General features: G+C 39.1%; 10 protein-coding genes. All 10 read right to left on the bottom strand.

Annotation, left to right across the window (positions count from 1 at the left end; all coding sequences use genetic code 11):
* Positions 1–454: 454 nt before the first annotated feature.
* On the bottom strand, positions 455–2,158 hold the full coding sequence (locus tag MWU82_RS04875; protein WP_247095449.1) for a hypothetical protein: 1,704 nt from the start codon (positions 2,156–2,158) through the stop codon (positions 455–457).
* A gap of 193 nt (positions 2,159–2,351) precedes the next feature.
* Positions 2,352–3,458 (bottom strand): hypothetical protein, encoded by a 1,107-nt coding sequence (locus MWU82_RS04870; RefSeq protein WP_247095448.1) that lies wholly within the window; start codon positions 3,456–3,458, stop codon positions 2,352–2,354.
* A 29-nt stretch (positions 3,459–3,487) separates the two neighbouring features.
* Positions 3,488–4,615: a hypothetical protein gene (locus MWU82_RS04865; RefSeq protein ID WP_247095447.1), complete on the bottom strand. Its 1,128-nt coding sequence runs from the start codon at positions 4,613–4,615 to the stop codon at positions 3,488–3,490.
* A gap of 669 nt (positions 4,616–5,284) precedes the next feature.
* Positions 5,285–6,043, bottom strand: coding sequence for a phosphoribosyltransferase family protein (locus MWU82_RS04860; protein WP_247095446.1), 759 nt, complete (start codon positions 6,041–6,043; stop codon positions 5,285–5,287).
* 12 nt (positions 6,044–6,055) lie between these two features.
* Positions 6,056–7,510 carry a nicotinate phosphoribosyltransferase gene (locus MWU82_RS04855; RefSeq protein WP_247095445.1) on the bottom strand — a complete coding sequence of 485 codons (1,455 nt, stop codon included), beginning with the start codon at positions 7,508–7,510 and terminating at the stop codon, positions 6,056–6,058.
* A gap of 88 nt (positions 7,511–7,598) precedes the next feature.
* Positions 7,599–8,276, bottom strand: a complete 678-nt coding sequence (locus MWU82_RS04850; protein ID WP_247095444.1) for an NUDIX domain-containing protein — start codon at positions 8,274–8,276, stop codon at positions 7,599–7,601.
* Positions 8,277–8,428: 152 nt separating this feature from the next.
* Positions 8,429–9,646: an ABC transporter permease gene (locus MWU82_RS04845; RefSeq protein WP_247095443.1), complete on the bottom strand. Its 1,218-nt coding sequence runs from the start codon at positions 9,644–9,646 to the stop codon at positions 8,429–8,431.
* A 9-nt stretch (positions 9,647–9,655) separates the two neighbouring features.
* On the bottom strand, positions 9,656–10,402 hold the full coding sequence (locus tag MWU82_RS04840) for an ABC transporter ATP-binding protein (protein ID WP_247095442.1): 747 nt from the start codon (positions 10,400–10,402) through the stop codon (positions 9,656–9,658).
* A 1-nt stretch (position 10,403) separates the two neighbouring features.
* Positions 10,404–11,621, bottom strand: a complete 1,218-nt coding sequence (locus tag MWU82_RS04835; RefSeq protein ID WP_247095441.1) for an efflux RND transporter periplasmic adaptor subunit — start codon at positions 11,619–11,621, stop codon at positions 10,404–10,406.
* Positions 11,622–11,978: 357 nt separating this feature from the next.
* Positions 11,979–14,183 carry a hypothetical protein gene (locus MWU82_RS04830; RefSeq protein ID WP_247095440.1) on the bottom strand — a complete coding sequence of 735 codons (2,205 nt, stop codon included), beginning with the start codon at positions 14,181–14,183 and terminating at the stop codon, positions 11,979–11,981.
* Between the last annotated feature and the right edge of the window lie 221 nt (positions 14,184–14,404).

Here is a 14,404-nt window from a genome sequence, read left to right as displayed (position 1 = left end):
TTTTTTTGAATAAATAGCCATCTCCCAAATGCCTACTTACGGGCAGTTAAAAAAGAGTTCATTGACGAAGTTTTTATTATTTTGTAAAGGAGTCCATAAACAAAGCAAAATTGCTCGATTTATGCATTGCAGATCTACTGTTTTTGATTGGCCCTTTCACTACCTCATTTTTTTAATTCGAAAATAACCAAAGCTCAAGTTACATAACCCTACAGTGCAAAATCCTTGGCAAGTAGGCGCAGGATATTTTAGTAATAACTTTGCCTTCGCCCCAACCCGCTCAAAAAATAAAAGATCTATATGATCTACTATTTTTATGCCGTATTATTGGTTTAGCCTGTGGCCAAAGCAATATTCAAGAAAGCTGGCGTGCTGGCGAAATCTACAGAGGTTTAATTTATAAAGGCACTAATTCCTTTATGTACAGAATATTTTGAAAGATTGATTTACATAACTAGTTACCTATAAAAACCCAGTTATAATCTAGAACCAATTCATTCATCTTTACTATGGTGGCATTGGCTATGTCATCCATTCCAGGATTATGGCTGTAATTGATATATCCATTTGAGACTGGATATAAAATGGTTTGTTCATAGACTCTCGAGATTATTTCATCCAACCTTCCGCCAGTCAATTGATTGTTATTAACGTCCAAATCAAATATTTTAAGGTTCGCAGTTGTGTCAAGAGTGCTTAAATTATTATTACCTATAATAAGGCGTTCCAAAAGGGAATTTGCGGATAAGTCTATCTCCGACAACGCATTGTTATCAATATATAAATCCCTCAACTTATGATTCGTCGATAGGTTAATGGTGGTCAGTTGATTCGCGTACAAATCGATGCGAACAAGATCGATGTTTTTTGAAAGGTCTATACTGCTTAGACTATTTGCCCCTACGTTGATTTCCGTTAAGGGGAGATTTGACGAAATATCGATGGTCTCTATGGTATTATTTGCGATATCGAATCGTTCCAATTCCAAGTTTTTGGAGAAATCTATACTACTTAGGTTATTTTCCCGCGCCAAAACCACTTTTAATTTAGAATTATTGGATAGGTCTAAGGCTGAAATTTGATTGCCATCGACCCACAGGAATTCCAAATTAGGATTTTGTGTTACGTTCAACCCGGTTAATTGATTGTCACGTATCCAAACAGTTTTCAAATTAGGATTGTTGCTAAAATCCAAACTTGTTATTTGATTTTTCCCAAGCCCTAAATATTCTAGAGCCTTATTTTCAGAGGTATTCAGGCTTGTAAGTTTTCCAAGATATAATTGACATGATTTGAGCAAAGTTAATTTGTCGATGTCCATTGAAGTAAGATGGCTTTCGTAGTTGTCACCTTGATCACTACCAAAATCTAGGAATTCAATGGCTTCAATAGCTCCGCTAACGGTGATGGTATACACCCCTTTTTGGGCATAGTTGTGTGATATATTATTCTCAATACCCGAATTATTTATGGTGGATACATATTCATCTATTGTACCATCTCCCCAATTGACCAAATAGGTGGATCCAGTGATCGATTTTAAGTTCAGGACTTTTCTCGTAGTGGCATCTGAATCATCTACAATCATGCTGAAGAAATCGGTATTATCGGGGAATGTCAAACTTAATCCCGTATAACCAAAATCAACGGAAGTATACCCGGCAGCATTAATATTTTCTGTAGCGGTTTCTTTTGTTTCATTTGTTGACACATCAAAATCAAAGGGTAAAGGACTTGTAGCGAATTGGGCTAAAACTGAATCTTCTTTAGGAGCTATAGAAATGACAATATCATTTTCATCGGTTACAATAAATTCTATCAAGCTATAAGTGCCGGTTTCTAAGGCAATTTCAGCAGTGATATGGCTGTCGCCCAACTTTGTCAAAACAAGCTTTTCTCTAGTGAAAATTGAAACACCATCACTGTCGATTATGCTTACATGGGCAAATGCAGGTTCAAGATTTTTTTGGCCACTGCCTAAAGCCGTTTTTGCGGAAAGCTCTTTTAAATCTATTCGAAAAACCTGCTTCCCTTCCTTCACCAACGAATCATTATCTATTAAAGCTCCATCATCTATGGGTAAAATAGGGGCTTCATTCTCGGAAGAACATGAAATAACAAAAAGGGAGGCAAAAAGAATATAGAATAGTTTTTTCATAAGATCAATTGACTTATAATCATTAAATACCGGTTTATATGGTTTAATAAATACACTAAGTATGGTAGCGCAATACCCCAAAAGTTAAATCCATATAGTTAAATTCTACCTTAAATAAAAATTACAGTAAGTGAATATAGTTTGGTGTCAAAACTTCCATACACTTGCTCACATACCCTTCCAACTTTAATGATCAAGGCTGGTGCTGAACAATAATAAGTTCAGTTTTACCTGTTATATATATTAATTCATCCGAAAGCTCGCAACCTAAAAATAACCTTAAGGTAGTCTCCCCGTCGGGAATATTCTCCAAAAAGTTGTCCGATAGCACTGTTCTAAACTCTGTATCCGTGGTACTTACGGCACTGTTGGCTATGACTCTTCCAAAACGATCCGTCAATTCAGCCGTTGCCGTATTATTGCTGTTGGAGGTGCGAATGGTGGCCGATAAATAAACCTCGGTGGCATTATCCCAATTGTTGATATTGAATTGAAGTACATTAATTGCATAATCGTTTCTATAACCTGAGCTTCCGCCATTTTGATGATACAGGAGTATCCGAATTTCTTCATTTGGCCTTCCATCAATACCATCGCATACAAAACGGGTCATCCCAATTTCATCATCTTCCAAAATATTGTTTGCATTGGCATCCAGCCCTGACGAAATGATAATGCCCCCGTCCAGACAGTTTTCATCGGGATTGTTATTGGCTATATTCACCAGGCTCTTATCTCCTGTTTCACCATTACAGATGGTATCCGAGTTTTCAATTTCTTCCAAATCAAGTTGCCCGTTTCCATTGATATCCGTACCCCAATCGATCTGCACGCCACCCAGCCCACATTTTGTCCCAATCGGCGCACTGGTAAGGCGGGTAAGGGTCGTTGTGCCAAGGGTCCCGTTACATAGGTTAACAATTGTAGTAATTTCCTCAGGTTCCAAGACAGCGTTTTCATTGTTATCGATCCCCATACTCAATTGAATGCCCCCATTTGCACATACTGCTCCCTTGGGAAGGGTTACATAGGTGCTCAGAGTGGTTTGGGCATCGGTACCATTACAGGCAAATTCGGTCATGGTAACCTCACCCGAGTCCAATAGGTTGTTCATGTTAATATCCAAACCGCTTTCAATGCGAAGTCCACCAAAGCTGCAATTCTGTCCTGCAGGCTCTTCCTTAGCCAACACAAGGCTGTTCAGGCCAGGCTCCCCCACTACTCCATCTTTACCGGTACAGGCCCAGAGCAAAATTGAAACCCACAGCATGGTCAAAACCTTGTTTCTTATAATGCACATATATTTTTTATAGTCTTGCATCAGCTATATCAATTGCCCCGTGTTAAAATCAATTCGCTTCTCCCAGTGATATAAACATTAACACCCTCATTCCCTGAACGGAGTCGTAGGCCCAGCGTAATCTCTTCTTGTGGGAAGTTTTTATAAATATTGGGTGAAATCAGTAATTGTCCTGAATAGGACGTAAAGCTTGAGGAAAGTGTGCTATTGGGAATCACTTCTCCAGTGTCTTCGTTGACCAATTCAATAAAACTTTGGGTAGCACTGTTTTCGGTATATGAGCGTGTTGTAAGAATGGCTTCGTGCAACAGGTCGTAATGACGTATATCAAATTTTTGGAGTGATGTAAGAATCCTCCCCTCAACGAAATTGGTGCCACTTGAAATACCTACGGTTGAACTTCCGAATACAAGACGTATTTCTTCATTAAAGGCGCCATCCAAACCATTGCATACATTTCTAGTAGACTGGATTTCAGAATAATCCAAGATACCATTTCCGTTATCATCGATCCCCGAATCCAGAATTATACCACCATTTGGACAGTCCACATTGGCTGCAATTTCTGTTAAATTTACCAAGCTAATATTTCCATCCTCCCCGTTGCACAACAAAGCTGAGGAGGTAACCTCTGATTCTGCCAGTATACCATTGGCATCCAGATCTATTCCAGAGTCAATCTTGATTCCTCCTTTGGGACAATTGTCTCCTGCTGGTTCATTCATAGTGCGAATCAGGGCATTTCCTCCATCAAGACCATTACAAATAAAGGCGTTTGCGGTAATCTCATTGGCTTCAAGCGTACCGTTTGAGTTGGCATCCAAGCCTGAATTAACGTTATAACCTCCATTAGGACAGTTAGCTCCAATAGGTTCCATGATTACATTCGTTAAGCTTACCAAACCATCTAAACCATTACATATATAATTGGTAGTCATAGTTTCATTGGTCTCCAATATCCCATTGCCATTTGCATCCATACCAATGTTTATCCTTACACCTCCATTTTCACAATTTGTCCCCGAAGGTTCGGCACTCAAACTGGTCAAACTATTAATCCCTGCATCTCCTTGGGGGCCCATATCTCCTTTACATCCCAGGACCACTAACAAAATTGAAAGATTACCTAAAAGATATACTTTTCTTATACTCTTCATTGAAATATGATTTTACGGAATAATCTAGTGTATTTTAAGCTTCGAAAATAGATATCCCCTTTGGCATCTGAAATTAAAATCTACATAATACCAATATTCACACCTGTCCGACCCAGCAGCAGGCCCGCCCGTACCGAATAGGGATACCTGCCCGAAGGTCATGGCGGGCGTTCGGGCGGGCATTTGTTCATAGCCCCGATTTTTATGTAAAGAATTCATGCGCCCAGCGAAAAAGTTTGTGCCTCTGCCCTACCTCTTAATTATTAATGTTTTGAATATACCGGATTTCTAATCCTTAGGTTTATGTCTATTTGATTTTAGGCCAGGGTGTTTTGGTTGGTTGTCCAGGGTAACCCGTCTTCTTCTGTCGGGAGTACCATCTGGCTTTTTTGGTTTTGGACCGGGTTTAATAGCTTCAATCTTCAGCCTAATTTTGGTTAATAATTCAACCTAAATATATTGCATAGGTTAGGTAACCAACTGCTGAAAACCGCAATGCAGATTATTAATGTATTGGAACATCATTTTTAGAGGATGCTGTAATTAATAAAGATTGAGAGTCTTTAATAATTGAGGCAAGATAGTGCGCAGGAATCAGAAATTGTAGTGCCAAACACGTCCGGGCTTATGGCCCATAAAAAAAAGCTTATCAACATTCATTCCAAGAATTTAGATCACCTTAAACTGTGTAACAAATTCGTCATCAATATCCTTAAAGCTGTTGGTACAATACACATGATCTATGGATTGTTTTAATTCATCAAAACCATAATTAAATTGTGCGTGGGTAACATATAAGAACACCTTTTTGGCTCCTTGGGATTTTAATTCCGCCGCCAAGAATTTAAAGGTCCTCCCTCCATCGGCCAGGTCATCTACAATTAAACATTCTTTTCCCTTTACCTCGCCTTGAATACTTATTACAGGAGCTCCGTTTACCCTAACCTTATTGGAGGGAACCAAATCTGCATCTAACCTTTCTGCTATCTCGTGGGTGGTCTTATAGGCCCCGGCATCAGGACTTACCAATACAGGATTGCCAATAGCCCTAAAAGCCTTTTCTACAAATTCCAAATGGGATATCTTTTCGGAATTATTGATCAAAGCCAATGAAATGGGACTATGTGGATGTAATATGGATATTTTATCAAATTTCATGGCATTAATAAAATTCGAAATCACTTTTAAATCGAAAGACTCCCCTTTATTAAATCTTCTATCCGAACGTTGACCTATTAAGCAACATAGGGTCAAGGTAGCTACTGCGTTTTTATTGGTTGAGTTTTCTGCGTCCCATGCTTCTTTTATAGCGGCTGCCCTAAATAGATCTTCATAACTATTTCCCCTTATTTTAATATCTATATTACCGTTTTCAATGATTTTGGCAGTTAGCTGTCCATCATTAAACTTCTTTATTTGATAGTTCATAATTTTAAATATTTAAAGGTTTTGGTCAATTCTATCCCTTATTTCCTGTAAACTCACCGGGTTAACAAAATGGCCGTTTTCATAAATTACCTGTAAAGCTCCTTCATTTTCCTGCTCTGGAGATACTTGGTCCAAAAGAACATATTCATTGTTAAGCATATCGACTTTTATTAAGCCCTTTGCTGATTTTTTAACTCCGTCGTCCGTTATTGGGTCTTTAAAAATTTCCCTACGCTCTCCATTTACAACCACAGAAGTTGCTTTCATTGCAAATCCGAAGGTATCCCTTGTATTATATTGATAGGTAAACGATCCTATTCCCAAAACTACGTTTGTTGTAGCAAAGCCTTTATCGTGCAGACGTTGACAGATATTTTCCGCTCTTTCCGTAGTTATACTATCACCGTAAATTGCCCCTATATGCGTATCCAAAACTTTAAAACCTTGTGCATTTACAGTTCCTCCAAAAATATCCCAAAGTAACTCTACCACTCCTTTATCCTTGGCAGAATTCCCTCCCAATACCCTGGATTCCCCACAGATAATATCTACCGGGTCCCCGCTATCTGGTCGGATTACCAATTTCCCATCTCTTGCCAGTACTTCTTCCTTTAGCTCGGGCAAATAAACCGTAAGCACTTTCCATAAATCCCAAGTATCGCTCACAACGGATAGTATCCCTGTTGGATAGGTTTGCATTAATTGCCTAAAAGTTCCTATTTCATCATCTTTGGTTCCTGCGCACATTACCGAGTGTTCAGTTGCATTTACAGAACCTACAACAAAGCCTTCCGCATTATAATATTTACGTAAACTACTAATTACCGGAAGCGTATCCGAACCTAAAAAAACTGTTGCATGGCCCATTCCAGAGGAAACGGCACTTTGCAGACCTCCCATCCCTCTCATAGAAAAATCATGTCCTTGAAAATCAATGAAGGATACATTTTCTTTATCTGTCAACAGTGCCCAACTTTTAAAAATCCTTTTATATCTAAGTGCTATGGATGCCGATGTCATTGGCTGCCATAACATGGTTGATAGGATAGTCTCCAAAAAATTAGTGATCCAATAAAATTCTTTTTCTGTATTTACAACCGTAACCATAGGAACACGAACAGGGACCTCTACCCCTTCCGGTAATGATTTTACTTTTATAGGCAAATACTGTAAATCGTGCAATTTCTCATAGTGTGTAACGTCATAATCGGTACCCAGATACATGGATAATTCCTCTTTGATTTCCTTACAAACCTGCTCCTTGGGTCTGGAGAAAAAATTATCATTAAAATAATCGTGCAACCATTGGAAAACATACTGTTGACCAAAAGAAACAATTTTATCACAACCTTTTGAGGCATATTTATTACTTCTAGGTGTCCAATTGGAATATACTTCTTCGGTTCCTTTTGGATATTGTTGGTGATGTCCAGTTTTATATCCGTCTGTTAATAGTAGTCCGTTCATAATATATTTTTTTGCGTAATTATAACGCAAATACAGAGTAGTTTTTCAATGTACAAAACTAATTTGCGTTTTTTTTACACAAATTGGCTTATATTTCGAAAACAATACCCTTTTTCTTAAGGTGATTATAGCGTTTTTGATTGAATTTAAACAGGTTGGCAGGTCTTCCAGATCCTTTGGATATTTTTTCATCCAATTCATCAAGAATATCAAGACTAAGTATTTTCTTTCTAAAATTACGTCTATCTACAGGCCTTCCTAAAAGTGTAGTATATAAATTTTCTAAATCGGAAAAGGGAAATTTTTCATCCAACAATTCAAAGCCAATGGGTTCATAAGTTATTTTGGCCCTTAAGCGTGTTATGGCAAATTGAAGTATTTTGTCATGGTCAAATGAAAGTTGGGGAAGGTCATCTATTTTGAACCATTGTACTTCCTCAGCATCTGTCGATGCAAAAATATCAAAGGTACTGGGGTGAACCAAACCAAAATATGCAATAGACACTACCCTACTCCTTGGGTCCCTCTTGGGATTTCCAAAAGTATAAAGTTGTTCCAAATAGTCTATTTCAATTCCTGTCTCTTCTTTTAGCTCCCTTTCAACAGCTTCTTCCAAAGACTCGTCCTGCAATACAAATCCGCCTGGAATAGCCCACATGCCTTTAAAAGGTTCGTATTTTCTTTTTATAAGCAATACCGATATTGTTCCTGCGTCGTAACCAAAAACAACGGCATCTACAGATAATCTTATATTTTGTCCACTCATATGTGTAATATACACACAAATATAAAATTATAAAACTAAGAATGTAAAAAACTTAGGAAGCCATGTGGATTAAATTAGGGAAATTAAGAAAACAAAGGTGTAACTCCCCTCCCTACCCATTGGTAAAGACGATACCCCTATCATTAAAATCCCTACTCGTAACGCAGGGCATCAATAGGGTTTAATCTAGCAGCTTTTCTGGCTGGGAAATAACCAAAAACAATACCTACCAGTACCGAAAAACCAAAGCCTATCAGTATGGAGTCCATAGCCGTAGGTATATAAAAATTGGTAGTCCTATAAATAATTTGATTGCCCAGAACCCCTAGCATAATCCCTAAAATACCTCCGGCAAGACTCAGTACGATAGCCTCTATCAAAAATTGGGTCAAAATATCGCTTTCCCGAGCCCCTATGGCAAGTCGGGTGCCAATTTCCCGAGTACGTTCAGTTACCGAAACCAGCATAATATTCATTATACCAATGCCACCCACAATAAGGGAAATACTGGCAATAGCACCTAAAATAAGGGTCAAAATTCCTGTAACGTTGCCTGTTATTTCTTGAAGCTCCACTTGGGTCATAATTTCAAAATCATCCTCCTCCCCTTCCAGGATACGGTGCGTTTCCCTTAAGAGCTCTGTGGCCTCAACTTCCGCATCTTGTATATGGTCTTCGCTTAGAGCGCTGGCCATTATCATATTATAGCCCCTACGCCTTCCGTACAACCTATTCTGTATGGTGGTGTAGGGTGCAATAAGCATATCGTCCTGATCCTGGCCCATAGTACCCTTGCCTTCCTCCTTTAGGATACCAACAATAGTGAAGGGAACTTTATCTATTCTAATTTGTCGTCCTACGGGATCTGCACTGGAAAATAGTTCTTTCTTTATGGTTTCACCAATGACACAAACCTTACGGGCCGTTTTCACATCTTCCTCTGTGAAACCATCCCCTGAAACTATTTCCCTATTTAAGATATCAAAGTAATCCGAAGAAACTCCATAAATGGTGGTAGATTTATTGCCCTGTGGACCAATGGCCCTTACTCCATTTGCTACCAATGGCGACAGTTTTGACATCCAAACGGAATTTTTTTGTAACATAAGCAGGTCTTTTTCATCTATGGGCCTACCCATTCTTACATCTATACCCCCTCTGTGTTCCGTTTTGGTACTGATCATTAATAAATTGGTACCCAAGCCCGAGATCTGACTTTGCACTTCCTGTGTGGCGCCCTGACCGGCGGAAATGGTCATAATTACCGCCGCAACACCAATAATGATGCCGAGTGCCGTAAGCAAACTTCGCGTTTTGTTCTTATAGATAGACCGAAAAGCGACCTTAAATGTTTTTAATAATTGTTTCATTCCCTTCAATTAAGTAGTTTGCTCCAAATCTTTTAAAGCACTCTCTTTGGTACTTCTGTTTTTTATAAGCTCGTCCGTTAAAACCCGGCCATCTCTTAAATAAATCATCCTTTTCGCGAACTGGGCTATTTCAGGTTCGTGGGTAATCATCAAAATAGTTTTTCCCTCGTTATTTAAGCGAACAAACAAATCTGCGATATCAATACTGGCTTTGCTATCCAAATTACCGGTTGCTTCATCCGATAAGATGAGCGCCGGATTGTTTACCAAGGCCCTGGCAATAGCGACTCGTTGTTGTTGTCCCCCAGAAAGTTCATTAGTTTTATGGTGTATCCTATTGCCCAAACCTACTTGCTCCAATGCTTTTTTTGCGATTTCACTTGAATTGGAAAAGCGACCCGATCTATCATAAACCAATGGTAATTCTACATTTTCAAGGGCCGTGGTCCGGGATAACAAATTATAACTTTGAAAAATGAATCCTATTTTTTGATTGCGTATATCTGCAAGTTGATTTTTGTTCAATGAATTTACATACACCCCATCCAAATAATACTCCCCGGAAGAGGGTTTGTCCAAACAGCCTAAAATATGCAGCAAGGTTGATTTCCCTGAACCCGAAGATCCCATAATAACCACAAATTCGCCTTCTTCAATAACAATATCAATGTCTGTTAAGGCACGTACTTCAATATCACCTGTTTTGAATACGCGACTTATTTTTTTGGTCTCTATGACTTTTTTTTTTGGCACCATCCTATTTGTGAGATTTAATACCATTGATGGCTTTTGTTTGTTCACCTAGCTCAGAACCATCCATAAATCCAATGATTTGAGACTGCATACCCGTTTTTATCCCTATTTCAATAAAATTGAAATCCAATTTCCCTGCTGTATCCTTGTAAAAAAAACCATTGATATTGGCCGGTAGACTTTTCTTAAAATTGGCAGGGGTAAATTGTTCCTCACTGTTAAGGGCGCTTAAAAAGCCCTGTTGTATAGAATCCGGAAGCATCTTTTTCGCTTTTTGTTCCAAGATGGGCTTAATTTCATTGAGCATTTGTGTATTGGGCCTAAAACGCAAGGCCGAATTATTGATCAGCAAAACATCTTTGGCAGATTGGGTTATAAATTCGAGACTTGCGGTCATTCCGGGAAGTAAACGCCCTTCGTGGTTATCAACATCTACGACCACCTGGTAGTTCACAACATTGTTCACCTGAATAGGCTGTAACCTGATCTGACTGACCTTCCCATTAAACACTTTTTCAGGATAGGTCTGTACCGTAAAACGCACTTGAAGACCATTGCTTATATACCCAATATCACTTTCATCCACATCTGCCAGGATTTGCATTTTTGATAAATCTTCAGCAATGACGAACATTTTTGGGGTAGCAAAGGAAGCGGCCACGGTTTGGCCCTCTTCAACACTTCGTTCCGTTACCGTTCCGTTAATGGGCGATTTTATATGTGCAAATTCTATACTGACCTTGATATTCTTTACAGCAGCCAATGACGCCTCTTTGGCGCTTAAAGCCTGATCATAGCTATACTGGGAATCCTTATATTCCTGTTCCGATATGACCGATTTTTCATATAAGACCTGGTTTCTGTTGTAGGTATCACGTACTTGATTTAATTGCGCTTGGGCAACAGCCAAATTTGCCTGGGCACTTATGAGGTTGGTCTGCAATAGGTTTAAGTCCATTTCTGCCAAAAGCTGCCCCGCTGTGACCTTATCGTTATAGTCTACATATATTTTTTTAATGGTACCCGAGATTTGGGTTCCTATTTCTACGGTATTAATGGCTTCCAATGTTCCTGTACTGGATACTACTGCCTCAATGTGGCCTTTTACCAAGGGTATATAAGTGTAGTCCAGGTTTTTTGCATCCAATTTTGGCTTCATTACAAAGTAGCCAACTATTGCTATTGTTAAAATTCCTGGGATGATCCATTTTAATTGCTTCATAATTAATCCTTTTTCCTGTCTTATGAATTAGAAAGGAATAAAAGTAGTTTGGATTGGCAACAATATATATGATATTCATCAGGAGAACTACCTCAGTAAACAGTAATGGCTTACGGCAGCTAAAAAAAAGGTAATCTTTTCAAAGTGGACAACATAGTCTATTAAACCTCTAAGCCACAGAAATTTAATTTATGCCCACTAAAATTCCCTTAAATAAAGTATCCCTAAACTTTTCGTCTTTTATAGAAATTACCAACTGAAGCAGAAAAGAACCACTGGTAAGAATTTAAAAATACCATGCTAAGCACCATAGGAACAAAGTCCTGGCGCCTGGCTTATTTGTTATTATTTCCTTTCTTATTCCGCCTGCGGGGCACTAATGGCATCCACATATCTACCGGCCCAATAGGGCAACAAATAGATATACGGGGCATATTCCCGTTTACCATCACTTCCGCCATTGTTCCTATACGCTCCATTGTGCAAATGGAGGGTCCTCTCGTCACCGGGCAACACCTCGGTATAGGTCTGGCTTCGGAAATTAGGGGCTATTTTCGTCAGGTCCTTTCTGTGGTCATTGTCTATTTTCCAATCGATCAAGTCCATAGGAAACTCGCGTAACCACCAGGCAGATTCTTCACTATCTATATTTTTTCCACCAGAAAGTGCAAAAAGATAATTCCATAGGGGATTTTTTTCGGAGCGCTCTACTTCCCAATGGCTTTTTACCGTATTAAAATGGGCTTCTTTTTGTTCTTCGGAAAAGGAATAATTAACAAATCCGGGAATGGTCAAGAAATACATCTCATCATCGGAATGGTTCCATTTATCACTTAAATCCTCTCCTTCGACAAAACCGATGACCGTAGCCGGTCTGTTGGCATTCACATCATATCCATATTTTTTTATCAACTTCTCGGCCCCTTTTTTATATTTTTTGTCTTGTGTAAAATGATAGGCCGTTTGCAGGAAAGATAGAATAAGTGTGGAATTCAGCCTGCGATCACCTACATTGGTGGGGAAGCTATTTACATATTTTGGATTCCATTTTCCCCAAGCGGTCGGCTTTCCGTTCCAATCCATTAAGTACCAATCGTTATCCATAATATGGTCCATCTCAATTTTTATTTGATGTATGGCCCTATCCCGCCATTCCTTATCCGGTGCCAGTTCAGCAAAAAGTGCGTACACGAAAAAATGTCCGCAAGATTCATCGCTACTTGTGGTGGACTTCCACCTCCAAAGTTCATCGTCTGACAATTGCCAGATCCTTCCATTTTCTTTCTCCCATTGCTTTCTCCACTCTTCGGAAAATCCATTGGCGTGTAGCCCAACTTCATAGCCGTCCCTTTCAAAAGACCTTGCCGGAAAGCCTTTTAGATTGGGAAGTGCCGTTAACCGCTCCATGGCCTCAAAGGCTTCGTAGGCGTTTTGCTTGGCATCTTCTGACTTGGTTACTGCATATCTAAACAACTCCCCTGCCAAGTACATAGAGGTCCAAAGTCCATCATTATCGGTATCATGAAAGTAGCCAGTAGAAAGGTCTCCAGGTGTTCTCATGGCCAAATCGGAAGTAAAACCGTAACGTATATGCCGTAACCGCTGAATTTCTTGAAAATACTCCGCTTTTTGCGCCAGTGTCATGGGTACGAAGTTAATTTTACTCATCCCTTTTTGAGTGAGGACCAACACACTTCCGTCAGGACCTTCTGACAAGTCTACTACCTCATCGTCTACCAACCATCGCTTTGAAGCGTAATAATCGTATTTACCATCTTCACGTAGTTTAAAAGCCCCTTTGGTTGAACCGAACCATAGACTTCCGCGAATATTTTTTACAGTTGTAATTTCTGTCCAAGGCAGTTTTTGGTCCAGTTTATTTGGGGCAAATGTTTTGCGATCCAAAATTTGTACCCCATTGGTAGTCCCCAAAACAATGCTGTCTTCATGGAAAGTGAAGGCCGTTAAATTAGTGGCGTCAAACACTTTTTTTGCTGTTTTTGAACTACTATCCACTTGGTACAGTCCTTCTGCCGTTAAAAGAAAAAATTGATCGGAATTAGAGTCGTAGTGCGCGGATATCGGCTTTAGGTTATCGATGGAAGACCTCCAAATTTCTTGGTTGTCCTTAAAAATAACAAAATCGTTTTCCCCCGCTATAAGGGTCAAAAAATCAGGGCCCATGCCCATAGCCTTAGGAGCCTTTATGTTATGGTTGATGTATAACTTTCCGGCCCAAGCATTGCTTAAAACTGCCTTGTCCGTTAAATAAACAAATTGACCTTGGTACTCGCTCATTGCTACAATGTTCATATCTAGCAATGGTCTATATTGTAAATCTTGCCGGATTTGTTTTTCATGTGGGAGCATCAGGCCTTGGCTGCTATGAACTTTAATGGCCTTATTGCGGTCACTGGCAATTTGAAGCAAGTCTATATTCCCTTCCCCCTCTTCCAAAGTGAACTTTTCAGCACTATCCTGAAGAAACGACTGATCTGTGACCGTTTGTGCCTTGGTGGCGAATCCTACTAGTAAACAAAAACCTAAGAATAATTTTTTCATATTTTATATATATTGTAGAATCGATAAAAATAAACGTATGTGAACTAAGTCGTACCACTATTCTTGATGAATACCTATGGTATTTTAACCTATTCGGTTTTTAACATTTAAAGAATTTAAATAAAATTTTATGGGCATATCCGTTGCATCCTAAAAAGACCAACAAAGTTGCTACATCAAAATGTATAGGTATACGGTTGATTACATATGTTTATTCAGTC

It is taken from the genome of Arenibacter sp. S6351L (assembly GCF_023016025.1).
Lineage (GTDB): Bacteria > Bacteroidota > Bacteroidia > Flavobacteriales > Flavobacteriaceae > Arenibacter > Arenibacter algicola_B.
The sequence above is the reverse complement of the archived record's forward strand: the minus strand, read 5'-3'. Positions and strand labels throughout refer to the sequence as shown.